Annotated in this window: 19 protein-coding genes; 8 read left to right on the forward strand and 11 right to left on the reverse strand. The window is 55.5% G+C overall.

The window, feature by feature from the left end:
• Positions 1-12 precede the first annotated feature (12 nt).
• The 5 genes from JSS75_09735 to JSS75_09755 form a co-directional block, all read right to left on the reverse strand.
• Positions 13-2,565: a cation-translocating P-type ATPase gene (locus JSS75_09735; GenBank protein MBS1903973.1), complete on the reverse strand. Its 2,553-nt coding sequence runs from the start codon at positions 2,563-2,565 to the stop codon at positions 13-15.
• Between the two features lie 48 nt (positions 2,566-2,613).
• Positions 2,614-4,701, reverse strand: a complete 2,088-nt coding sequence (locus JSS75_09740) for a T9SS type A sorting domain-containing protein (protein MBS1903974.1) — start codon at positions 4,699-4,701, stop codon at positions 2,614-2,616.
• 279 nt (positions 4,702-4,980) lie between these two features.
• The gene (locus tag JSS75_09745) at positions 4,981-6,999 is read right to left on the reverse strand and encodes a T9SS type A sorting domain-containing protein (protein ID MBS1903975.1); all 2,019 of its coding nucleotides are present in this window, start codon (positions 6,997-6,999) and stop codon (positions 4,981-4,983) included.
• Between the two features lie 281 nt (positions 7,000-7,280).
• A complete protein-coding gene (locus JSS75_09750; protein ID MBS1903976.1) occupies positions 7,281-8,618 on the reverse strand; it encodes an insulinase family protein in 1,338 nt (445 codons plus the stop codon).
• Positions 8,615-9,994 (reverse strand): insulinase family protein, encoded by a 1,380-nt coding sequence (locus JSS75_09755; protein ID MBS1903977.1) that lies wholly within the window; start codon positions 9,992-9,994, stop codon positions 8,615-8,617. Before JSS75_09755 ends, JSS75_09750 begins: the two co-directional genes overlap by 4 nt.
• Before the next feature lie 292 nt (positions 9,995-10,286).
• Between JSS75_09755 and JSS75_09760 the strand changes: the two genes are divergently transcribed.
• The 5 genes from JSS75_09760 to JSS75_09780 all read left to right on the forward strand — a co-directional run bounded on the left by JSS75_09760 (position 10,287) and on the right by JSS75_09780 (position 13,552).
• The gene (locus JSS75_09760; protein ID MBS1903978.1) at positions 10,287-10,823 is read left to right on the forward strand and encodes a hemerythrin domain-containing protein; all 537 of its coding nucleotides are present in this window, start codon (positions 10,287-10,289) and stop codon (positions 10,821-10,823) included.
• A 51-nt stretch (positions 10,824-10,874) separates the two neighbouring features.
• A complete protein-coding gene (locus JSS75_09765) occupies positions 10,875-12,257 on the forward strand; it encodes a T9SS type A sorting domain-containing protein (protein ID MBS1903979.1) in 1,383 nt (460 codons plus the stop codon).
• Between the two features lie 52 nt (positions 12,258-12,309).
• Complete coding sequence (locus JSS75_09770; protein MBS1903980.1) at positions 12,310-12,477, forward strand: hypothetical protein; 168 nt, start codon at positions 12,310-12,312, stop codon at positions 12,475-12,477.
• A gap of 13 nt (positions 12,478-12,490) precedes the next feature.
• Positions 12,491-13,066: a Crp/Fnr family transcriptional regulator gene (locus JSS75_09775; protein ID MBS1903981.1), complete on the forward strand. Its 576-nt coding sequence runs from the start codon at positions 12,491-12,493 to the stop codon at positions 13,064-13,066.
• 201 nt (positions 13,067-13,267) lie between these two features.
• Entirely contained in the window at positions 13,268-13,552 is a 285-nt protein-coding gene (locus JSS75_09780; GenBank protein ID MBS1903982.1) for an antibiotic biosynthesis monooxygenase, read from the forward strand.
• Here the strand turns inward: JSS75_09780 and JSS75_09785 are convergent.
• The 3 genes from JSS75_09785 to JSS75_09795 form a co-directional block, all read right to left on the reverse strand.
• Positions 13,524-15,131, reverse strand: a complete 1,608-nt coding sequence (locus JSS75_09785; GenBank protein MBS1903983.1) for a redoxin domain-containing protein — start codon at positions 15,129-15,131, stop codon at positions 13,524-13,526. The two genes, JSS75_09780 and JSS75_09785, sit on opposite strands and share 29 nt — an antisense overlap.
• 74 nt (positions 15,132-15,205) lie before the next feature.
• Positions 15,206-15,676 (reverse strand): hypothetical protein, encoded by a 471-nt coding sequence (locus JSS75_09790; protein ID MBS1903984.1) that lies wholly within the window; start codon positions 15,674-15,676, stop codon positions 15,206-15,208.
• Between the two features lie 121 nt (positions 15,677-15,797).
• Entirely contained in the window at positions 15,798-16,313 is a 516-nt protein-coding gene (locus tag JSS75_09795; protein ID MBS1903985.1) for an RNA polymerase sigma factor, read from the reverse strand.
• Positions 16,314-17,212: 899 nt separating this feature from the next.
• On the opposite strand from JSS75_09795, the gene rpsA reads away from it, so the two are divergent.
• A complete protein-coding gene (rpsA, locus tag JSS75_09800; GenBank protein ID MBS1903986.1) occupies positions 17,213-19,189 on the forward strand; it encodes a 30S ribosomal protein S1 in 1,977 nt (658 codons plus the stop codon).
• 77 nt (positions 19,190-19,266) lie between these two features.
• Here the strand turns inward: rpsA and JSS75_09805 are convergent, their stop codons facing one another.
• On the reverse strand, positions 19,267-20,202 hold the full coding sequence (locus tag JSS75_09805) for an LD-carboxypeptidase (protein MBS1903987.1): 936 nt from the start codon (positions 20,200-20,202) through the stop codon (positions 19,267-19,269).
• A gap of 46 nt (positions 20,203-20,248) precedes the next feature.
• On the opposite strand from JSS75_09805, the gene JSS75_09810 reads away from it, so the two are divergent.
• Positions 20,249-21,499 carry an amidohydrolase gene (locus JSS75_09810; GenBank protein MBS1903988.1) on the forward strand — a complete coding sequence of 417 codons (1,251 nt, stop codon included), beginning with the start codon at positions 20,249-20,251 and terminating at the stop codon, positions 21,497-21,499.
• 1,107 nt (positions 21,500-22,606) lie between these two features.
• On the forward strand, positions 22,607-22,984 hold the full coding sequence (locus JSS75_09815) for a T9SS type A sorting domain-containing protein (GenBank protein MBS1903989.1): 378 nt from the start codon (positions 22,607-22,609) through the stop codon (positions 22,982-22,984).
• 48 nt (positions 22,985-23,032) lie between these two features.
• On the opposite strand, the gene JSS75_09820 is transcribed toward JSS75_09815, so the two are convergent.
• Both JSS75_09820 and JSS75_09825 read right to left on the reverse strand, forming a co-directional pair.
• Complete coding sequence (locus JSS75_09820; GenBank protein ID MBS1903990.1) at positions 23,033-24,145, reverse strand: hypothetical protein; 1,113 nt, start codon at positions 24,143-24,145, stop codon at positions 23,033-23,035.
• Between the two features lie 37 nt (positions 24,146-24,182).
• The gene (locus tag JSS75_09825) at positions 24,183-25,499 is read right to left on the reverse strand and encodes a hypothetical protein (protein MBS1903991.1); all 1,317 of its coding nucleotides are present in this window, start codon (positions 25,497-25,499) and stop codon (positions 24,183-24,185) included.
• Positions 25,500-25,542: the final 43 nt, after the last annotated feature.

Genomic DNA, 25,542 nt, shown 5'->3' on the forward strand with positions numbered 1-25,542 from the left:
CGGCCAGCCTCCTTACACCTCCGGATTCACCCGATGAAACACCTTCAATAACTCAAACCACAAAATGCTCACGAAGCCTGCGCCGACGCAAAAGATGAGGTCGTCGGGGTGCAGCGTGTGGAAATGGAAGAGGCGTTGGAGAAACGGCACGTAGAGCACCAGCGCGAGCAGGACGAGTGTACCGCCGATCACACCGGCAAGCGCCTTGTTCTTTCGCTTAAAGAGCTTCGAGATCGGCGCCGACCACGAACGGTTCGTGAGGATCAGACACAGGTTGCTGAACACCACCGTCGCGAACGCGAGGCTCCGGGCCTCCAGCTCTCCCCTTCCTTGCGAGAGAACGTACGCGTAGATACCGAATACGAGGATCACCGATACAGCGCCCTGCAACAGGCTTAACGAGATCATGCGTCGGCTAAAGAGCCGCGCCTTCGGCGGTCGTGGTTTTCGCTTCATCACATCGTCTTCTTCCGGCTCCGCTTCGAAGGCGATCGTGCAGGCGGGATCGATGATGAGCTCGAGGAAAATGATGTGCACCGGGAACAGGCCGACGGGCATCCCGAAGAGCAACGGCAGCAGCGTCATGCCGGCCGTCGGCACATGGATCGCGAAAATGTATGCGATCGCTTTCTTCAAATTATCGAAGATGCGGCGGCCGTTGCGTATGGCTTCGACGATGCTGGCAAAGTCGTCATCGAGCAACACGAGCGACGAAGCTTCGCGCGCGACGTCAGTCCCGCGGCCGCCCATCGCAATGCCAACGTTCGCGGCGCGCAGCGCAGGTGCATCGTTCACGCCGTCGCCCGTCATCGCAACGACCTCGCCCCGCGCTTTGAGCGCACGAACGATCTTCAGCTTCTGCTCCGGCATCACGCGCGCAAAGACAGAGGTCGTGCCGATACGTGTTGAAAGCGTTTCGTCGCTCATCGCGTCGAGTTCACTACCGGTGATGACCGACTCTGCATCGTGCATGCCGATCTGCTTGCCGATCGCCGTTGCCGTCGCGGGGTAATCACCCGTGATCATCACGACTCGAACTCCCGCACTGTAACACTCGGCGAGCGCCGCCGCGGCGCTTGCTTTCGGAGGATCGTAGAGCCCGACGAAACCGACAAAATCGAACGAGAGCATCCGCGGACTCTCGGGCGCTTCGGCCGAATGCGAGCCTCGTGCGACGGCAAGCACACGCAACCCTTCGCTCGCCATCTCCGCTGCGATCGCATGCAATCGCTCGAGCTCCGCACCTTGCGCGCCGCAGAGCTCCGCCACCGCTTCGAGTGCACCTTTAACAGCGACAACGCGTCCATCGCCAGTGACATCCGTCTTCCAGATATTTGTCACCGCGAGAAGCGACGGATCGAGCGGATACTCTTTTTCGAGCGTCCACTCTGCGCCGGGATACGATTCCTTCTCGAAGTGCTCGCCGCCGAGCGAATGGATGGCGATCTCCATCGGATCGAACGGGTCACGCGGACTTGCGAGAATCGCGCATTCGGCAAGCATGCGAAGGTCACCGCCGAGATGCGATGCGGGTTCGCCAACGATATAGCGTTCGTTGTTCGCCAGACGAAGTTCGCGCACGACCATTCGGTTCTCCGTCAGCGTACCCGTCTTATCGACGCACAGCACCGTCGTTGCGCCGAGCGTTTCGAGAACAGGCATGCGGCGCGTGAGCACGCGCTTTTGTGTCATGCGCCACGCGCCGAGCGCGAGGAAGATCGTCAGCACAACGGGAAATTCTTCCGGCACCATCGCCATCGCGAGGCTCAGCCCAGAGAGCAGACCACCCAGCCAGTTGCCGCGCGAAAGCGCGAAGACGACCGTCACGGCCAGACACAGTACCAACCCTGCGACCGCCATTACGCGGACAATGCGCCGGATCTCGCCCTGCAGCTTCGTGCTTTCCTGCTCGATCGCTTTGAGGTGCGTGCCGATCTTCCCGATCTCCGTGCGTTCGCCGGTGGCAAGGACTTCGACGATCGCGCGGCCTTTTGTAACAAGCGTACCGCTATAGACGAACGGATGATTCTCCCCGCCCGGTCGCAACAGAGCGGTGCTGCGGTCCCATTCCGCTTTGCTCACTGCGACCGATTCGCCGGTGAGCAACGACTCGTCAACCTGCAGCGATGCGCACTCGAGCACACCGCCATCGGCCGGCACGCGGTCGCCTTCGGCAAGGACGACCACATCGCCGCGAACAACATCGCGCCCGGCGATGCGCTTGCGAATACCATCACGAATGACGAGTGCACGAGGGCTCGAGAGATCGCGCAATGCTTCGAGTGCGCGTTCGGTCCGCCGCTCTTGAACGAAGGTGATACCGATGATCAATAGCGCCGACCCGAGCAGAATGAGCGCCTCTTGAATGTCGGCAAGTACGAGATAGATAACGGCGCAGCCGAGCAACAGCAGGAGCATTGGCTCCGAGAGGACTGCAAGAACCGTCTGCAGCACCGAGTGCTTCTTCGCCGAGGGTAGCTCATTAGGCCCTTCCTCGCGCAAGCGCCGCGCAGCTTCCGCTTCGCCGAGACCATCAAACCTCACCACAGGTTCGCTGCTGCCCATGGTGCAAAACTACGCAAAATGGATTACACCGACCTCGGTTGAGTGCAACTACTTGCTAACGATAACGGGAGCACTCGACTGCCTATTTCCGAAACTCAAGACGCACTGATATGTACCGGCACGCAAAACCGACAGATCGAGCGGTATCTCATGAACACCAGCCTCGAGGCTGCCTTGAAACACCTGCTGCACCGTGCGGCCCAACACATCGACCAACTCGATCCGGACCTGGCCCGATTCCGGCAGCCCAAACGTGATCATACCGTTCGTTGCAACAGGGTTCGGGACAACGCTGATGCGACCTATGTCAGCAGCTACATCTACATTCTTGGGTACGTCAGCGATCCCAAGTTCGGAGAGATCGCGATACCAGATCCCTGCTCCTGCGGTTGCGGCGAATAACCGCATGCCATCTGTGGTGAGTTGAATCACCTCGGCATCGAGCAGTCCTTCCGATACCCTCTCAAAACTTGACCCACCATCGTAGCTCACATACACAGAACTCCCGCCGGCGAGCGCGATTGCATTCCCGACAGGGAGAATACTATAATATTCCTGAAATGGTGGCGCGAAGGTGATCGTCTGCCACGAGCGCCCCTCGTCTGTGCTTCGCACGGCAGCATCACTGGTCGTTGCGAAGAGCGCGCCATCTGTCTGGGATAGTGACGTGACTGGCTGCGTTGGCAATGAATCAGCGAAGGGCCATTCATTACCCCCATCGGTCGAGTAGTGCAGCCCATCCGATGCGCCAACCCATAACCTGCCGCCGCGGCTAACGAACTCGGTCTTCATACCGCCAATATCAGGGAAGCGCGGACTCCAGACCACCCCGCCGTCTGAAGAGTAACTCGTAGTGTACCCCTCACCGATATACCATCTGGAGCCAAGCCTGGTGAGTACTTCAACCGAACCCGGCGAGTTGATCGTCGTCCAGTTCTCCCCCAAGTCGGTCGTTCGACCGATCGAAGTATTGCCGACCACGTACAAGACCGAATCTTCAACATGAAACCCATTCGCGCCCGCATAGGTACTATCGCCGACCGTCACCCAATGCTGACCAAGATCGAAGGTACGTCGCACCGGCGAACGGTCCGATGCCGCAACGAAGAGCGCCGAGCGACAAATTGCCATGCGCTTGACCTGTGACAATCCGATACCTACGTTCCGTTCTGCCCACGTCAAGCCTCCATCGGTCGAGCGAAGCACGGCCGAACGTTGATCGCCGGCCCACAGCATACTTCCCTGATGATACAGCACATTCGGAATCAGCCTTGACTGAGGCACATCGAGCCATGTCGAGCCGCCGTCAGTTGACCGGAAGCAACCGTACTCCGTACTGAGAAGGATATCGTCCCCATTCGCGACGAAGGCTGTTGCGCCCGTGGGCCCGTTCGGGACTGCAAGATCGTTCCACGTCTGTCCTGCATCGAGCGAACGGAGAATACTGAATGAACGTCCATCTTCATTCGTCCCGAAAGCATAAACGGTCGTGCCATCGACGAAAAAGGAGAACGGGTAGGCAAGAGCGCGAGCGGGTGGCCACGGCTTGAAAGTATTTCCCGTATCCATTGACATCCATATTTGGTCACGAGCATACCACAACACCGTCGTGCCGATTGCTGCTACCGTGAAGGCCGGGGATGGCGAAAAGCGTCCGGCCGGTGCCGTCCAAGTATTGCCTCGATCTGTGGACCGAAAAAATGATCCAGAGAACGAGAGACCGTAGACGATCGAGCCCGCCGATGCCAATGAGGATATACCTGTCAAGTCCTCGCTCGCGGTCATCCCATTCGATCGAACTGCAGAGCCATTTCTTACCCAAGTCCGTCCACGATCGTCAGACAGATACAAACCCACAGGCGTTGCGGCCAGCAAGCGACTTCCCGAGACCACCATCGAGCGGACCACACCCGAACCCAAGCCGTAGGTCACCGACTCCCATGATGCACCTGCATTAGTAGATCGGAAAATCCCTCCGCCATTATCCCCGCGAACGAATACGGTGTCCTCGATCGAAACGATCTGAGTGATGTTGCCGCCATACAAACCGGGGAGTTGTTTCCACTGGGCATGCAGCGTTGAGACCAACGCAAGACAAATCGATGTGACCGCAAGACTGCGAAGCGTGTGATTCATAGCATACAAAATGTTCGATTTTGGGCAACCACCTCTCACAATAATTAGTGCCAATACACCGCCCCCGCCGAATTGCTACCGGCCTACCTCGACAATAACATTTGTGTATCAATACCCGTCGTGATGGTGAAGCCAGGGACACCGAACAGGAACGTACGATGGGACGATTATACGACAACTCAACACCATCTCATTCTCTGCTGAGTCTTGAGAACGCCTGCTCATCGTTCATTCAGGATTTTCAATAATAAACAATGAGTGCTGTCAGTCGGAATGAGATCACTCTCGCACGATCATCTTCGTCGTAGTAGAGCGTTGAGTCACGATCCGAGCATAATACACCCCCGAACTCAGGTTCGACAGATCGAGTGTTGCGTCGCTGCCATACACATTCGGAATGTCCATCACTTGTTTGCCAAGGACGTTCATGATGGAAATGCGTTCGATGTCATCCGGTGCATTGTGAATCGTGATTGTGCCTGCTGTGGGGTTGGGAAATAACACAACGCTCTCCATACGAATCGGCGGCGGTACGGAAGACAAATCCGAAATTGGGCGGCGCCAGACACCTTGCCCCTGAGTTCCGGCAAAGATATATCTCTCGTTGATCGAAAGGCATGTGACTGTATCGGTACCAAGTCCGATATTCCAGTTGCCCCAACTGACGCCGCCATTCGTCGACCGAAATACCCCGCGTTCGGTTGCGACAACTACTCCGGCTACGTTCGCAGCGAGAACATTCAAACCTGCATTCGGGAGCCCGTTATGAGCATCACTCCATGTTGTTCCACCATCGGTAGAACGATACATACCTGTTCCATTTGTTGCAACGATCACAGATCCGCTCATTGCCATCGTATACTGTGGGGAGTCTGGAAGTCCCAAGACGTTCGTCCATGAGTTTCCAAGATCTGTCGAACGAAGAACGTGATTCAAACTATCGGTGCCAATCAAAAGTGAATCATAGCCGAAGTCCGGGTAGATACCCGCCGGTGCTAACGACCAGGTTTGTCCGCTATCGGACGAAAAATTTACCCCATAGTGCGGACTGACATACACCAATATAGTACCACTACTTCGGACGATGTTCTCGCCCTGCCAACCTAAGAAGTCATATGCTCCGCTGCCAGCGAGGATATGGAGGCCGTCCCAGAGAGAACCTCCGAACACATTCCGACCCATGGCAGCAAGCGTCATGATGCCGGATGTACCTTCCGCTTCCCAAGTCAACCCGTCATCGGATGAGGTAAACAGCCCGTCCGGGGCGTAATTCCAGCTCCTCAACGTAGCAAAGAGCACGGAACTGGTCGACGCGACACTATAGATGAGGGTATTTGCTGGACCAACACCACTCCATGATACACCTTGGTCAGTTGTACGAAACAAACCACGCCCATTCGTGACAATGATCAGCGCTTCGGAAGTTGATATAAGCCCGTAACCATAAGTATCATTTTGTAGTATCGGGGGAAAACGAGTTGCAATCCAATGAACTCCTTGGTCGGTCGATCTATACAAACCGTCATAAGATACCGTGAATAGATCAGAGCCTGAGACACTCATTTCGGTAATCGCCATCGATACGTCAGGTACTACATGTACCCAGGTTTTCCCACTATCTGAAGAGCGAAGGATGAACCTATCTGTGGTGGTCGTGGCAAACAAAATCGAGCCCATCGATGAGACATGATTGACATGGCACGTATCCACTTGTATCCAGGTGGCTCCGCTGTCGATCGATCGAAAAATGCCGGACTCTGTTGTCGCTAACAAGTAGGCTCCGTTACCGAGAATCTGCCAGACATTGTCATTAGGCGTTTCGGGACCAGGTACCAGGCGAGTCCAACTCACTCCGAGGTCCGTCGATGCATAGATCCCTTCGTCAGGGCAGACATACAGCGTACTACCAACTGCAAATAGTGCTGACGTGTTTCTCGTGAACATATAGACTGGTAGATTCGCGTTCATTGGGGTCCATGTTGCGCCATTGTCCGTTGAACGATTAACACCGTTCGCATTTGTCGCAAACAGGTCGTTGCCGAGAATAGCCAACGAAGTAATCATTGTGTCTTTTAACCCATTGCCAGTCGATGACCAAGTTACTCCGTCATCCGTTGACACAAAGAGGCCATCGTTATAAGAACCCGCAAAGATCGTCATTCCATTCTTAGTCGCAAAGGCCGAGAGCGAGGCTTCCGACGGGCCCGATGTTTGTACCCACTGGGCATGCCCATCCATAGATCCGGTGACACACACCGAAGTACAAACCAACGCAAGACGCAGCAGAGACTTAAACATGGTGTTTCAATTGTGCCTCTTTCCTTCAAACATTCCAACTGGAATCGAGGAGAGTGTTAGAGCAACTCTTCTGGACGCAGCAGAGTAATTTTCTGGGCCGGATAAGGCCGAGGTATCTACGTTCGTAGGTCGCGATCGATACTCATGAGATTATGCAACCCTCATCCACAAATATACCGACGAACCCTGAAATTTCCCCTTACAATTTGGTGAATTCTTGCTCATTATTGAGCTATGCTGGATAACCCCCTATGTGACAAGGGAATAGAGAATAATCCCTCCTACCTCGACAACAGCAGCGACTTATCGATCCCCGTCGTGTCGCCGACGACGCACCAGTTGAAGTTGCGGTAGTAGATCTTCGCAACGCGCTGGATCTGCTCGGGAGTGACCTTCGAGAGTTTGCTGAACGAGATGAACGCATTGCGCCATGAGCCGGTGAGGAGCTGAGCCTGTCCGATCGCCACTGCCTGCCCGATGGTCGTTTCCTGTTTGAGGTAATTGCTCGTCGTCCATTTTGCTACGCCGGACTTGATCGCCGATTCGAGGATCAAATTCTTCTGGAAGAAATCCACATCGTTGAAGAAGATCTTCACTGCGCTATCGACGTAATTGGTCTGGAAGGAAATCTCTTCGACGGCCGAAAGCCAATCGAGGTCGTCGTTGTTCGGCGCGTATGCGAGGTTCGTCTGGACGCGCAAGTGCTGGAAGAGGAACCCACCGAGGAAATTGCGCAAGCGAACGTACGCGTAGTAATCCGAATCGCCTTTGTTCGGGATGTGATGATAGCAGAGCACATAATTCGTCGGGAGCTTGCGGTCGATTGGTGGGAAGAATGCGCCGGGCGAATATGCTTGCGCCGGGATCGGCAGCTTCGGCGGCGTGAACGAGCCCATCGGCAGCGACGTCATGCCGCTCGAACGCATCTTCGCTTCGAGTTCTTTGCGGCTGACGTTACCGACCACGACGAGTAACATCCGCGACTTTATGACGATCGACTTGTAATAGTCGAGCACATGCGCCGGCGTCTGGGCAGTGATCGATTCCGCCGTGACGTGCTTGCCGTACGGGTGATGGTGGAAGAACATCGAATCGAGCACGGCGTGGCTTAGGCGGTCGGGGTCGCTGCTTCGATCGCGCACACCGACGAGTGCATTGCGCTGCAGGTTGCGAAACTCGGTGGTATCGACGACAGGATGCGCAAAAATATCGCCGAAGAACTTCCAGGTCGCATCGAAATTCTCGCGTGTGCAGCGCATCGAGATTGTCGAGAAATCGCGGCCGTCGTTGCCGCCCATGACCGACCCCATGCGCAACATTTTCCGGCGGTATTGCTGCTTCGACGTGATCTCGCTGCCGCTCGACGGGACGAGCGCCATCGCGAAGTACTCGCTCGTCGGCAGTTCGTCTTTGCTCATCGCGCTCGTGCCGCCGCGAATGAAGCAGATCGCGCTCACGGTCGGCGCTTCCGTCGTTTCCCGCAACAGGACATCGATCCCATCGACGGAGAATTCCTGCACGTCGTCGATCGACGTATCGTCCATGCCGACGGCACGGGGTCTGGTCGGTGCGAGCGCAAGTAACGCGAAGACGAAAAGGGTCAGAACGAATTGCTTCATCTCGGAGTCGGTACCAAAGCGTCGTGAGTGAGGTCGCGCGGATTGAGATCGTACTTCAACAGATCGCCGGCTTTGACGGCGATCGAAATGACGTACGGTTTGCCGATTACGTATCGGCGCAAATATTCATTGATATCCTTGCGCGTGATCTTCGAGAGATTATCAAGATACCCTTCGTAGTAATCGAGTCCCGTCGACGCCCACCAGAATGCGATATTCTTCGAAAAATCGGAAAGGCTCTCGCTATCGTAGAGGATGCGACTGCGAAGTTGCTGCTTCGACGTCTCGAGCTCTTCGTCACTGTAATAGCCGGGCTTCGTAAACTTGTCGAGCTGCTCCCAAAAGATCTTCATCGACGCTTTCATCCGCTCGGGCGGAGCGTAGATGTCGGCTTGGATCGGTCCAACGAGGCGCTGGGTATAATACCAAAAATTGCGTGCCGACGCGACACCCGATTCCAGGAGCGACTTCGTAAATTCGTGCTCGTCCTGACGGATGATCTCACTGAACACATCCGCCGCGTATGTTCCTTTGTCGTCGATGCCGATCGACGGCCCGTGCCAGCGCACCAAACATGCGGCGGTTGGCGTCTCGACGAAATCGGTGACGTATTTATTCTCGGTAAGCGGCTCGATCGCCGGTTGAGTCGTGCCCTTGAATGGGTCGGGGCCGCGTTTCCAGGACGCGAAATATTTTTGTGCCAAATCTCTCACATCGTCGGTGGAGCAATCGCCGGCAACAATCAAGAGCGAGTTATTCGGGATGTAGTACTTGTCTTTGATGGCGAGCATTTTCTCGCGCGTGGCAGCTTTGATGGCTTCGCGCTGGCCGAGCGCTTCCTTGCGAATCCAGTTGTCACCCCAGATTGCCTTCTGCAGGTCGCGGTTAAAATTAAAGAATGGCGAGGCTTCGTCGCGGTCAAACTCGGCGAGCACGACGGCGATCTGCTGATCGATCTCCTTCTGCTTAAAGAGCGGATGCATGATGGCCGTCGCCATGAAGTCCATCCCTTCTTCGATGTTCTGCTTGGGAAGTGTGAAGTAGTACTGCACGTTCTCCTCATGCGTCTCACCATTATAGACGATGCCGAGGCGATCGACGCGATCAAGAAAATCTTCTTCGCTCGTATCCTTCTCGTTGGCGGTGAAGAACATGTGCTCGTAGAGATGGCTGAGGCCGTTATATTCCTGCGACTCGGTGAACGAGCCGTTCTTGACCGCGATCTCGACGGTCACGATGGGCGTCAGGTGATTCTCGACGACCAGCACTTCAAGCCCGTTATCGAGCTTGAAGCGTGTCCAGTGCGGCAACTGTGCGAGCGAGGTCTGTGTGGCAAGCCCCACAAACAGAACAGCAAGAGCAATGCGTATGCGCATAGATTTTTTTACTCGGCAGTATGCAAGATGTTACAAGCCGTAGTGATAAGCCCGGTCCGTCGATTTTCGTTTCGCCAATGCATCTGTCGGAAGTGGCTCAGGGTAAGCAGATGTAAGAAGCTGTCATTCTGAGCAACGCGAAGAATCCCTCGATGAAACGCAGTGAGGCTCCGCCACAGGGATTCTTCGCTTCGCTCAGAATGACAGTATTTATTCAGATCTACCCTCGTCCGTCGAACTGCGAAGTCATTTTACCCCGAAGTGGTGTTATAGCAGCCACATCCCAAGGGTGATGGAGCATCAGAAAGCACCAGTCCAACAACCGACGCCTACGGGCGCAGCGATCCGCGAGTGGCTCGAAGCCGATCACAAGCGGCTCGAAGAGCTGTTGCATCTTGCCACCGAGGGTAACGGCACGATCGACCGCAAACGCTACGACGAATTCCGCACCGGCCTGCTGCGGCATATCAATATCGAGGAGAAGATTCTCTTCCCCGCCGCGATGAAGTCGAACGTACTCGAACAAGCGGCGCAGCTTCGGCTCGATCATGGCGCGCTCGCCGCGTTGCTTGTGCTCGATCCGTCACATACAGTCACTCACGCGCTGCGAACCGTTCTGGCGAAGCATAATAATCTCGAAGAAGGCAACGAAGGCGTGTACGAAGAATGCATAACCCTTATCGGCGACCTTGCCGGGAGTGTCTTTGCGAATTTGGAAGCCTCACCGAACATTCCATTGGCAATACGCGCCCAAGGTGAGAAGATCACCGACGCTGCAAAGCGCTGCCTCGAACGCGCCGGCTACCCCGGTTCGCTGCTCGGCGATTAGCGCACTTCCTCTCTCGGTTCGTATCTTCGCATACCATTCGATTATGCAGGTATGAACATTCGTCTCATTCTCACTGCCTTGTGTATCGTCGGGGTCGCAAAGAGTATTCGCGCGCAGAGTTGTGACGACCTGAACATGCATGAGTTTCTCGATATCAGCGGCAATTGCTCGCGGATGTTTCTCTGCATGCGGCCCGATATCCTCGGCCGACCGTTCGCATACACTGCCGAAAAAGAAGGAGGTCTGCGCATCGAACGGATCAACGCGGGAATCCCGACCACGATCGTACTCCTGCAGGCCGGGGTTTTTGACTCGCTCGACGTGATGAACATCTCGCAACAAGGTAACTACCTCTATCTCGCTCTTGGCAATCATTTCGGGACGAACAGCCAGTCACCGGGCATAGCCATTGTCGACGTGACGGACCCGACCACGCCGTCGGTAACCGACATCTATCGATATCCTGCAAGCAATGGCGGGTGCGGTATTGTCAAAGCGGAAGGCGATTATGCATATATGGGCGCAATGCTCCACGGGCTCGTCATACTTGACGTTTCCGATAAGCATGCAATCAAGTACGTCAGCGAGATCACGCCGGACCGCAGCTTCCCGTCCCCAACACCCGATACGCTGAAGTATAACGCACGGGGAATGACGGTTCGAAACGGCATCGTCTATCTCTGCTTTGATGCCGGCGGCGTGCGCGTAATCAATACGACGGACAAACTACATCCGCGCGAGACAGGCCGCTACTCCGCACCCGAGGTACTCAACCGTCCTCGCGCGTACAATAATCTTGTGCTTGACGACACGCTGCTCTATGTAGCATGCGATTACTGCGGAATGGAAGTGCTCAGCGTCGCCGACACCTCGCACATTTCCCGCATTGGGTGGTGGAATCCGTGGCATTGCGAAGGGCCGGCGAACAACTGGTTCAACTCCGGCGGCTATGCGAACGAGATCGAGTATCTGCCGTCGTGCAAACGTGCGTTTCTTTCCTGCGGGCGTGCACCGTTGGAAGTTGTTGATCTCAGCGACCCTACTCATCCCGACTCCTGCGCGGGGTATCCCGGCCCCATCAACGTCGGCTCGTGGGGAGTCTCGCTCGGGAACGGTTACTTGTATCTGTCCTACATCTGTGCGCTCATTCCGTTCACGTCCGGCTCGACAGGGATTAAAGCAGTCTCCTTTACACCGTGCAGTGCAGGAGTTGCAACGCAGACGACGGCACCGGAGGTCACGCTCACTCCACTGCCTGCGAGTGATCAGATCATGCTCACGGCTTCCACGGATATTTCTCGTTCATCGATCGAAGTATTCGACGCGCTCGGTCGGACGGTCTCACTGCGGCATTCAATACCGTCGGCACATTCAATCCGCGTTGAAGTGAACGATCTTCCCGAAGGAGTGTACTTTATCCGTCTGAGCAACTAAACGACGAAGCTCACGAAGCGTTTTGTAAAACTCCGTCGCTAAGAAGGAGCACATGCCAAAGGAACTCAACGCCGAGTGGCACAACGATCATCGCATGCCGAAGAACGCGACACTTGACCAGCGCATCGCCTGGCATATCGAACACGCTAAGCACTGCGGCTGCAGACCGATGCCCGAGAAGCTGAAGGCCGAAATCGCGAAGCGAAGGAAGACGTCGTAGCGTTAAGTCCCACATGGAGACCAACCGACTTCTGAACGAACTACAATCCAAAGCGACGTTCACCGACGCTGATTTCCCCGCGTTCCTCGCGCTCTTCGAGCCGCTGTGCTTACGTAGGAAGGAACATCTGTACTCAGCCGGCGATATCGTTAAGCATGCCGCATTCATCGTGAAGGGTTGCGTCAGGCATTACTACGCGAACGAACAAGGTACGGAGCGCATCGTGATGTTCGCCGAGGAGAACTGGTGGATCGGCGACCTGACAAGTCTGCGCGAGCGCACCCCGACAAAGCTGAACCTGCAAGCGGTCGAAGACAGCGACCTACTATTGATCTCACGCGAGCGTTTCGAACACGCATTGGCAACGTTTTCCGGATTCAACGAGTATTACACTAAAGGCACACAGAAGACCTACACCAAACTACAGGAACAGGTTGGGCAGTCGCTTGCGGATTCGGCCGAAACCAAATATCTGAGGCTGCTCAAAGAGCGTCCGTCGCTCGTGGCCCGCGTACCGCAGCATTATATCGCGTCCTATCTCGGCATCACACCCGAATCACTGAGCCGCGTGCGAAAGAATCTAGGATAACTGCCCTGTATCGGCATACGGTTGTCTTCCGGACTCTCGTCACCACAGATTTCTTTCTTCGGTCGGCAGGACAATCTGCACCAACACAGCCCTCCCTCTCGTTTCTTAACATACATCAATGGAATCGTACCCTCCGACTCGGTAGCTTTGTATCGTTCGATTCAATTAACTCATTCATCATTCAAAAAACAATAGACAACTATGGCACGCATGATAGTCACCCACCGCGTTGCGGATTTCAACAACTGGAAGAAGGCATTCGACTCGATGGCCGAAACGCGCAAGGCGCACGGCTGGATCGGCCACGAAGTGCTACGCGACGAAGCAGACCCGAACAAGGTCACGATCATCAATAAGATGAAAAGCCTCGATGCCGCTCGCGCCTATGGCACATCGCCCGATATCAAAGCAGCGATGGCGAACGGCGGCGTCTTGAGCGCACCGGAGATCACCTTCCTCAACGACGAGGAAGTTGTGAGCTACTGACATCCGCTCCGTCGCCGTGCATCCGAAACGACGCAACTTCGAGCGTTCCGTCGCGGATGCGCTGGGCGAGCAGCGTCGCACCCGAGACCTCGACCGGCAGGTACCCATCCGGGACCTGCCAGTCGAGGTGTTCTTGGGTATCCGGATGGTCGAGCGGTATCCCGTGAATGAAATAATTATCCTTTGCTTGTGCGGAGTGAGGGTCTTCAACCCCGTTCGGATATTCGGGGTTGCCATAGACAAGGTACAGCTCCCGATTCTTGCGGTCAATCAGCAGGCTCACCTGCTCCGACAGATTCGAGTTTAGATAGATCCAATCCTGGAGTGTCTTGCGATTCTTCGCAGCGAGGTGGCGGACCGAATCCGGATAGTCGCCTCGGAACCGCGGGCTGTATGTAATATCGATCGTTCTCAATCGCTCCCCATTTGATTTGTACACGTAGATGTGCCTTGTGAAATCCTGCCATTCGTAGATGCTTCCATCAGCGTCCACAACGACGCGCGAGTCCATCAGGTCGATGAGCGAGTCCGAGAAGTATACGGGGTCAAGCGCTCCGAATTTGTGCAGGAGTTCGCCGTTCTTTCCTACCTCAAGTACCGTCGCAGGATGCTGGTTGGATGCTGTTATTTCTTCCGGGTTCATTCCAACCACGAACACGTTTCCATCGTCGATACTTCGCACCGCATGCGACAGCCTCGCATCGGGACAATCTGCTTCTTCGTCAAAGGCCAATTGATGAAGCGAGCCGTCTGTAATGTTGCACGTATAGATGCTCCGGCCACCGATCGGCTTGATGGATGTGCTCGATATCACCACACTGCTATCCTCGCAGATCCAGTCGATGTCTGTGGGCATGATATAGGGATAGCGTGACTCCGCCAGGTCGTACTTGCGAAGCACACGTAACGTTGAATCCGCAACGAATACGGTCTTGAGGGAGCGATCAAGGATGCAGTAGTGCCCCGAACGCGACTTGACAACGTTGACTTTCGGTCCTACGAGGACCGAGGCTCCGCGAGCGTCGTGGAGCGTGAGCGTCGCTTCCTCTCTGGGTTTCAAATTGCCGCTAACTTTTCGCTCAACTCGCGTGAGCAATGCGTCGATCGAATCAATATCCGTTGCCACACCGCCGCATTTGTCCATCGCCAATATCTTACCGCCTTCATCGGTGATGTAATAGTACGGCAATGCACGAACGCCGTATGCTTGTTCGTATGCCGAGATCGGGTCCGGCACGGTCTCGAACTTCCAACCATGCACCTGCCCATACTTCGAAGCGAACGACCCGTCCGCCTCGCAGAAGAATGCCGAAACCCGAAGGTGATGCTTCTTCGCCAGCCGTTCCTGAAACGCCCGGAGTGTTCCGTCGCATGTGAAACAGGTGGAAGCATCAACGAACGCAACGATATAGAACCGATGCGAGTCCGGCTGAAAAACGCGCACCGAATCTCCTACCTTGTGAAGTGAGAAGCTTTTGGCAAATTCATCCTGCGCCGCAATCCGCGTCGCGATTAAGAGCACGACGAGAAGCAAGAAAGCACGAGCAAGCACATGGCTTTTCCTTGACAATGCTGGCATATGTGGCCGTTCGAATCCCAACAGAAGATGACCGGCGCAAGCATACAACTTGCGCCGACCGGTTGCGACATTCATCATTTGGGTACTGCCCCAGAGAAGTTACCACTCGCGTCGCAGACGATATTGTCCAACGGAATATGGAATCCTGGTACGCCTGGGAATGCATTATCCGGCACATCTAAGTACGAGCCATCCGGGAATGGGAAATTTGCGCCGGGGATGGTTGCGTCGAACGATGGCTCGCCGATCGGCGTCATCTCGGCCTGCGCAGAGGTTATCGTCCCATCGAATTGCCACGTGGTGCCTCCGTCCGACACATTCGCGACGTTTTGAATCGTGATCTTGATCTTGCAGTCGTTCCCGTTCTTGTCGCAATCGCAGTCCTCGCCCTTCTTGCCGTTCCACTTGAGCTTTCCCTGGCCGAGGGTGATCGTGACTGTGACCGTGGTCGCTTCCGCTTGGCCAACGGCGATGAACAACGCAAGCAGCATCACACAGAACGCAAGCGTTCTGTTGCGAGCCTGAAATGCATGTAACGTCTTCATAAGTGTTTGTTGATTTGGTTAATGTCGTGTTGATCTTGTCTTGGCGTTCGGACCAGCCGTTTCGTTGCCGGTTCTCTGCCACAATGTTCATACACGCCAAGTGTACATTTCGGGTAGGCACCTATCGGTTACTTCGCGCTTCGTCACGGCGGACGAATTTCCGAAGCGCTCGCATCGCCGTTTTCAATCGCTCCTTCACCGCGTTCTCGCTAATGCCGAAGGTGACCGCAAGCTCACGCGTCGTGTGTCCATCTATATAATGCAGACGCACGGCATCTGCCTGTGCGGGTGTCAGCTCGGTAAGAAGCTGTTCGGTGAGCATCGCATCGAGGAGGCGGACTTCAAGCGTTGCATCGTTGAAGTCGGTGAGAAGCTGCACCTCCGACTCTGCGGGCAACGACGAAAGCCGTTTGCGACGGCGCAATTCATTGAGCACTGCATTTCGTGCACAGACGTAGAGCTTCGGTCGGGTGATCTGTTCAAGCGGCGAGGAAAGCGTGCAGGTGGTGAGTGCATCGCGCACGGCAATCGCGATAAAATCGACCGCAAGCGGAAATCGCCGACGAAGCTGAAGTGTGATCTCGCGGATCGTCGCGGAATCGTCCTTTGTCAATAATGGAGTATCGACAGTAAGCATTTGAATGTACAACTAATGAGTATTGACTCGATGATGGGCACCTATTACCCCCTTCTTTAGCGAACTCTGCAACGGTGGCGGACATTCCCAGCGGTTGCATTCCTCCTACTGACACATCCCGTTGGAACCTGCACGTGTCGTTGGTTCATGTGCTGAGGTGTTGATTCGGATGGGATGGGTGCGAAATGCCCCTTCCCCCAACCCCTTCCCGTAACGGGAAGGGGATTTTTTCTTCTTTGCTTACGCCAGCTTCAATTGTACTACAAATTATCAACCAGCGTAAGCAAAGACAATAAGAAGCCCTCCCGTTACGGGAGGGTTGGGAGGGGCTTGGCAGGTCATTCTGAGCATTCTTCTGCGACCACAGGAGCAGAAGCGAAGAATCCCTTCCACGGAGCCGCAGTCTCTTCAAGCCAGTAGGACGGACTCTCAGTCCGTCCTGTTTCGGTCTGTACGAACCATCGAGACAACCCCGAAGGGATTCTTCGGTCGCCGCGGTGACCTCAGAATGACAGGTGGGGTAAGAGGAGACTGCGGCTTCGTCGCATTGAGTCCGGTAGGACGGCCACAGGCGTAGCCCACGAATTCATTCGTGGGCGAGGTTCGGGGCAGGACAGAATGTTCGTGGTTGCCGAAAGAGCACTTACTAAGAGTCCGTCCTACAGGTGTGGGCATACTGCGGCTCCGCGGAAGGGATTCTTCGCTTCGCTCCTGTGGTCGCAGAAGAATGCTCAGAATGACGCGTAAGTATACGGGCATCCCCACCTTTCCCCCCGAACCAAGAGGATTTGGAGGTTGTTTCACTGCCCCCTAATTGTAGGGGTACCCAGCGGATCGGCGTCTCGCCGGCGCGAGCGATCTGGTGGGGATCAATCACTTTTTAGCCGGCATATTTGATAATGTTAGATTCGAACGAAACCATATCGCCCGCGACAGCGGATGTCGCAACGTCGGCACTGCCGACAGCCGTGAACGATCAGATCACCGATGCCGTCGCTGCACCGGCGAAGAAGTCATCGCGCACTGCACCGGTCGCTGCGTCGTCGCGCGGCAACCTTTCGATCATCGATCCGCAGTCAAAGCTCGGTTCGGGCTACGACTCCGCACAGCGCGATGCGATGATGAAGCTCTATGACACCACCTTCAATGCGCTCAAGGCAGACCAAGTTGTAAAAGGCCGCGTCGTTGCCATTACGCCGAGCGAAGTCGCCGTTGATATCGGCTTCAAGTCCGAGGGTATTATCCCCCGCTCCGAGTTCTCGATGCTCCCCGATCTGAAGGTCGGCGACGAGGTCGAAGTACTCGTCGAAGCGGTCGAGGACCGCGAAGGCCGTTTGCAGCTCTCGCACCGCCGCGCGAACTTCATTCGCGTATGGGAGCGTGTGCAGGATGCCGCCAAGACCGGCGAAGTCATGAAAGTCAAAGTCGTTCGCCGCATCAAAGGCGGCCTGGTGGTCGATCTCCTCGGCATGGAAGCATTCATGCCCGGTTCGCAGATCGATATCAAGCCCGTGCGCGATTTCGACGCATACCTCAACCAGACCATGGACGTCCGCGTGGTGAAGATCAATCACCCGAGCGAGAATGTCGTCGTGTCGCACAAGGTGTTGCTCGAGGATACGCTCAACGAGCAGCGTCAGAAAGTGGTCGAGAAGCTCGAGCGCGGTCAGGTGCTCGAAGGCACGGTCAAGGCGATCACGGATTTCGGCGCGTTCATCGACCTCGGCGGCGTGGACGGCCTCGTGCACATCACCGACCTCTCATGGGGCCGCGTGTCGCATCCGTCGGAAGTCGTTAAGCTCGATCAGACCGTCACGGTCGTCGTGCTCGATTTCGACGAGAATAAGAAGCGTATCAGCCTCGGCATGAAGCAGTTGTTGCCGCATCCGTGGGCAGAGATCGAACAGCGTTATGCTGTCGGTCAGCGCGTAAAGGGCAAGATCGTTTCGATGACCGACTACGGCGCCTTCCTCGAGATCGAGAAGGGCATCGAGGGTCTCATCCACGTCAGCGAGATGAGCTGGACGACGCATGTAAAGCATCCGTCGCAGATCTTCGCGATCGGCCAGGAAGTCGAAGCGCAGATCCTCTCGATCGATCAGGATTCGAAGAAGATCTCGCTCGGCGTCAAGCAGCTCGAGCCCGATCCGTGGACGAAGTTCCTCGAGAAGTACCCGATCGGTTCGGTGCACAAGGGTATCGTTCGCAACCTCACGAACTTCGGCGCCTTCGTCGAGCTCGAGCCGGGTGTGGACGGGTTGGTGCACATCGGCGACTTGTCATGGACGAAGAAGGTCCGCCACCCAGGCGAACTGCTGAAGAAGAACGACGAGATCGACGTCATGATCCTCGGCATCGACACCGAGAACCGCCGCATCGCGCTTGGACACAAGCAGGTGCAGGAGAATCCGTGGGATTCGCTCGGCGATGCGTTCAGTGAGGGTACCGATACCGCAGGTAAGATCATCCGCTTCCTCGATAAGGGTGTGGTGGTCGAGCTTCCGGGCGGCATCGACGGCTTCGTGCCGGCGTCACAGCTTGCGTTCCATCCGGTGCGCAACATCGCCGATACGTTCAAGCTTGACGAGACGCTCAACTTGCGCGTCATCGAGTTCGATTCGGAGAACAAGAAGATCGTGTTGTCGGCAACCGAATGGTTGAAGGCACAGGATCGTGCGATCGTTGACGAGTACAACGCAAAGCACCCGATCCCGAAGGAGACGCTCGAAGAGTCGAGCAAGCGCACCCGCGCTCCGCGTGGAAAAGGACCGAAGAAGACCGAGAGCGAGAGCTTGCCGGCCGGCGAGGCTATCGGCAGCTTCGAGCTCCCGGGCGAGATGACCGCTCCGGCGGAAGATGCTCCGGCAGCGGAGTAAGCTCATTTCGATCTGAAATGCACGAAGGGCGGCCAATTGGCCGCCCTTCGACGTTTTAGAAGACCCATTGGTATATGTTATACCAATACCGATTCCCGAACTTCGACACGGTTGCCACTGACGGCAAGCCGTACCCCAAGCGCCAATGTCCACTGCCGTGGGATGTGCCCCCATGGAAGATTCGATAAGACAGGGACCTTCAACGCACCGAAGTAGTCTTCGAAGACTTGCTCCGTCGATAGTGACTTTTTGCCCTTCGGCGCTTCGCAATCGGAAAATTGTCCGAGCAGGATGGCGCTCGCTTTGTCGAGATATCCGGCAGCGCGAAGCTGGGCGAGGTAACGATCGAGACGGTACGGTTCTTCGCCGACATCTTCGAAGAAGAGGATCTTGCCGCTCGGATTCGGAGCAAACGGCGTACCCATGATCGAGGAGAAGACCGTGAGGTTGCCACCGATGAATCGGCCAATGACTTCGCCACGATGCAATTTGCGAAGCGGGCGGATATCGCCAGGAGCCGAAGGCAACACGCCGAATGGCTTCACACTTGTCAGCGCACGCCACATGCATTCTTCGGCGAACGGATCGAAGCCGTTCCAAATGTCGACACCAGGCATCGGTCCGAAGAAGAGCGACTGTAGGCCCGTCTTTCGGTATATCGCGCTAAAGAGCGACGTTGCATCGCTATAGCCGACAAAGATCTTCGGATGCTTCGCGATCAGATCGTAGTCAAGCTCTGGCAGCAAGCGGATCGTCCCGTATCCACCGCGAAGGAAGAAGAGGGCTTTGATATGCTTATTGCGAACGAGCGAATGGATATCTGCGATACGGTCGCGATCGCTGCCGGCGAGGTAGCCCCGCTCATCGCGGACGTGCTTCCCGAGCTCGACGCGATAGCCGAGCCGCTCGAAGTATCGAACGCTGTTCGAGATCTTCGCTGCAGTTTGCGGCGTACTTGCCGGGGCGATGAGGGCGATCGTGTCGCCGGATCTTAGCGCAGTTGCTTTGAGCATTCTCTTGGGTATCAACTTTCTACAAACCTACGTGTTAGATTTAGCCGTGCAACAAAAGTCATACATCGACTACCACGCCCACGTCTGGGGCACCGGCTACAAAGTGCTGCATCCGCGGCTCGACGATGCACGCAGCGTTGCCGACGTGTTCGACATTCTCCGACCGTCGCTACTGAACCATCACGGCGGCTTTCTTACCGCACGCGGGTGGGACCAGAACAAGTGGGGACAGTCGCACTTCCCCACTCGCGAAGATCTCGATGCGCTCAGCACAGACATCCCGATCGCACTCACCCGCGTCGACGGTCATGCGATGTGGTGCAACTCGAACGCACTGGAAGTCGCGGGCATTACACGCAGCACAACCATTCCTCCGGGAGGGGACATCCTCAAGACATCAAGCGGTGAACCGACCGGCATCTTGCTCGACGATGCGATGGGGCTTGTACATCGTGCCATGCCGCCTGACGATGATTCAAGTATCACTCGCACGCTCCGTGCCGGTCTCGATGAATTTGCGAAGCACCACATCGGCGTTCACGACATGGGCATTCCAGCCGAGTGGTGGGAGCCATACAAGAAGCTGTATGCAAGCGATGGCGATTCGCTCATCAACGCCGATGTCTTCCTCGATATGTCGAAGCAAACAGGCCGAGCACTATTCTTACAAAAGCTGCGCGAGGAGCGATTCGACGATTCACCGCATCCGAAGCTTCGGCTGGTCGGCATCAAGCTCTATCTCGACGGAGCGCTTGGGTCACGCGGCGCTGAGTTGTTCGAAGATTACTCCGACGATCCCGGCAATCGGGGACTTTCGCTCACGAGCGACGAGGAAGCGCTCGAACTCATGACGCTTGCAGCAGGTGCAGGACTCGGGATTGCCATCCACGCCATTGGCGACAAAGCGAATGCAAGAGCACTCGACCTCTTCGCCAAGACGCCGCATCCCCTACACCCTATCCCCAATACCCTTCCCCGGCGCATCGAGCATACGCAAATAGTCCGAGAACAAGACCTTCCCCGCTTCCGAGAACTTGGCGTTGCGGCCGTGATCCAGCCCCAATTCTTCGCCAGCGACCGTCACTGGGCGATCAAGCGCCTTGGCCCCGAGCGAATGAAAAACGCCTATCGATGGAAATCGCTCGTCGACGCCGGCGCAACCGTCCTCGCCTCCAGCGACTCCCCCGTCGAAGAGGCGAACGCCAACATCGGCATCGAGTTGCTCCAGACGAGGGATGGGGTGGAGGATGGGGAGGCGGTGACCAGGGAAGAGGCGGAAAAGATGTATATGTCGTAGTCACTCTTTTCTACCTCAGAATCATGGCTCTATTATGGAATGTTGGGTGTCAGTTAGGAAAGAAATGATCTCAATGAACATAAGATGCGGCTCCTTTGCTTGATCATACTCAGCTTGTTCGTTATCTCGCAAGCCGTGGCACAGCCACGAGTAGATTCAATGGTTGTTGACGAACTTGGTAAGCAACTTCTCATCTTCGGCACCTTTGGTACTACCAAGGGTACAGTAACGTGTGACGGAGTAACACTGAAAACTAGTGAGTGGAGTAACCCTCGACTTGTTGTTTCGATTTCCGATACTGGCACAGGGTCAGCTGGACCGGTCGTGGTAACTATCGGCTCTCAGAAATCTGAGCCTGAGTTCTTGACTAAGTGGACCCTCGTAACCGGAGCACGATCCCAGCGATCCGGATCAAGAGATGAGATTTCTGAAAATGCCACTACACTTGTTTTCCGATTTGATCTTCAATCATCTCTGAAGCGCAATGCCTCAAGTCCTGTAACCTTCGTGCCCTCCCAACAGAGCTCATTATACGAGTATTACAGCTTCGATCAAATACCGTACGACCCAAACTGGGGGTATGATGTAAGTACTGATATGGATCAAAGAAGCTATCTGCAGGATAGCTCCCAACAGTATTCTTCCGGGTTTTCTGCACTCGTAACTTACAATCCCCAAACACGATCACTTACAGCTAATTACTATGATATCAAGGGATATTATAAGCAAGTCAGCTATCGAGTTGGCAGCGATTTCAAGAATGCTACCCTCCCGTTTCACGTGGCTGACTTCAACCGTTCTTATACTCTGAATTCGCGTTTCTCAATTGACAGCTCTTCTGTTACGACCGGCAATCCGCCATATTACTTCACAAACTACGGTTCGTTCGGGCACCTCGATTTCCTCCCACCCTCTTGGCTAGTGGGGATATCGAACCGTCCAATGCTGCTAGAGGCTTCGGACGGCTCTGCGAACCTCCCAACGTCGGAGACGGTACTTAAATGGCATGCTCTACCATTCATCGACTCCTTTAGAGTCCAATTGTCAGGTGACAGCGCTTTCTCGGCAGTGTTTCAAGATACCCTAGTTACCGATACAACCCTTCTCTTGGCCCATCTGCAAACAAATACCACCTACTACTGGCGCGTCGCCGGGGTCAACTCCGAAGGCCAGAGCCGTTGGTCGGATGTGTGGCACTTCACGACGGGTACGAACGCCGATGTTGCGCTCACAACATCGACGAACAAGGGTTTTAGTGTTGTCCCGAATCCGGCAGGTGCTATGGTCACCATTTCGTCAACTGCTGGTTCAAGTATTGAGAGCGCACGGGTGTATGATCTTCTTGGACGAGATGTTCTGCACTCACGCGGTGGAAGTACAGCGGAGCTTCGTCTTGACGTGAGCTCGCTGAGCGATGGCGTCTATGTTCTGGATTTGAATAATAGTGTTCGTACCCTCCTGCGAGTCGACCACAGCATTCGCTGATCTGCATTGATCCGTACCGATCCGCGTTATCCGCGTGCCATGCATTTCTTATGCCGTCGCGGGCCTGCCGACGACGAGCTTCTTCAACTCCTGTCCGATACCGATAAAGGTGCGATGGTTGAGCGGGAATTCGAGCACGACGTGCAGCATGCTCAATACATACAGATACTGAATGCCCAATTGATAATCGACCGCATAGAGCACGAGCGAGGCGACCCATAGGCCAAGTACAATTGCAAGTCCGCGTTTCGAGATCTGGTGCCACTTGATCACCGTGGTCTTCGAGAACCAGTTGAGAAAATGATACGTGTAACTGAACGCCACCAGACGCATCACCATAATGCCGATGTTCGATTCGAACAGAAGTTCGGCAAGCCCCGGATCGTTGTGCCCGACATGCGCAAGACCGAGCGTATTCATCAGATCGAAGTTGAGTCCACCGAACGAGAGATAGCTCGTCTTGACGTAATAACTCAGGCTCCGGTCAAGCTGCGGGCTCGGTGTCATCGTCAGCAGCAGCACCGAACATGCAGCAAAGACGACGAGCGACACGATCCCGGTCGTGCTTTTATTCTTGAGCGCACCGAAGAGAATGAACGCGCCGGTGAATAACCACACATGGATAATCGATGTGATGAGATTCGCAAATATGACGGTGAACAGATCGTAGTTCGCGCCGATCAATCCGACACCGACCATCAGCGCAACGCCGATCGCCTTTTGCCAATAGGATCTGAAAAGCGTCAGCGCGAGTGCGCTCCCGAACGCACTAAAGCCGAGGATCGCCATCGTATGCATCGGCGCCTGCGTGACGACCCCGCCTTTCGGGATCGTATAGAACACTACCGCGATCGCGGCACAGAAACCGACGAGAAGCAGGTAATCGTACTTCCCTGTTGCAAAATACTGTTTGCGCGAAAGCCAGGGGATCTCGGTGAAGTAGTGCAACGGACCGAGCACGGCGAACGAGAACAAGAAGAGGTGGAACGGTGCGATGAACGCCAGTATGCACGAGACGAGCATCAGCCCGATGTTTACGAGGTCGATGGTGCGGGTGTTCATTGGTGCGACAAAGATACGTCGCAATCCACGGGCAATTGCCGACGCCAGCCGGATCCCTGCTGCCCGGTCTGCACGGTTCTCAACCGGATAACCCGGCATCAACTTCGAAGCCGGATTGGCAGTACGGTTGTTTCGCTCAACGATAGAATACGACTCGGACCGATGGCACTGGCAACGTATCCCAGAGCAAGGGTCCGAAGACACCAGAATCTCCGTAGTAATTATAGAAGTGGCCATGTGCAGCCGCGAACGACTTCAACGCGGCCTTGAACGCATCGCCGCTCGCCGAACACACGAGTCGGTCGCTGGTCGCTGATTCCACCTTGAGCGAGTACACGCTCAGCGCGATAGTGGAGCCTCCGCCAGACCTCATTGCCTGGCCATAGGAGTCATAGCGATAACTCGCAGTGAATTTCATCGCATGCAAGGAGTTGTCTGTTGGGTCAATTGTTCCAGCCACACTCGTTTCCGTGGAGCCCGAGCTACCGCTGGGATTGTACGGGTTGCCGTTGCTCTGGGACCAACTATTGTGCGTCTGATACTCAACTGTGCTCCCCCGCCACGAAATGTTCTCGACCAACGGGCCATACCCGATTCCGCCACCCGTGTAGATCGGCCCTTCATCGTAGGACAGAGACTTACCGATCACCGCGGTAGAAACCGTGCGGTGTTGGCTCTCATCTGTCACGGTGTCAACAACGACTCCGTTGAGCATCACCGACACACCCGTGAACGAATGCAAATAGGCTGTGTCCGAAAGATCATGGAGCAGCACTGGATCATCTCGCAGGACCAAGTCCCGAGTACTCACAGTCACCGTCGATAGATCCGAGGTGTCCAGAACCGTCAGCTTTACTCGATACCCGCCCGAGATCTTGTACAGGTGCAATATTCCAGCCGTATCGAAGCTGGAGACCGCACCGGGAGTATCCCCGAATTCCCAATCAAACCGGACACCGTTTGGCAATCGAGGCAGAGACACAGCCCGAAATGCGAGCATGGACCTGGCAGCGGGGTCCGGCACCGAGTATTCGATCGAAACCGCAGGAGGAGCAGGGATCGAATCCCGTACTTTGAGCGCAAACGTGGTATCGGTGACGGTGGACCGTGTGATGGTATCGACAAGTGTCACGCGGACACGATAGCGGTTCGGTCGTGGGAAAGCATGCAATAACGGCAATGTGTCGTTCCGGCGGACAAGCGGGCTTCCATCACCAAAATCCCAGTCTAACTGGTGATGCTGCCCGAAGCCGGGTTCGACCCGCGTGCAAAACAGGACTTCCAACGCATGCTGAGAATCAGGTACGACAGCCAGACAATGGATCTGCCGAACTTGGTCGTTGGCCGTGCCGTGCTGAAGATTTGGATCGTCCTTTACCTCGAGCAAGCAGCTCTGAAGGCCGATGAGCAGCATCGTTAGGACGACCCGCGGGGGAGACGAGAGGCTTGGCATTGCTGTGTGTGTTGGTTATACACAACAGACAACGCTGTTCGGC

The sequence above is a fragment of the Bacteroidota bacterium genome, assembly GCA_018266755.1.
Classification (GTDB): Bacteria; Bacteroidota; Ignavibacteria; order Palsa-1295; family Palsa-1295; genus JAFDZW01.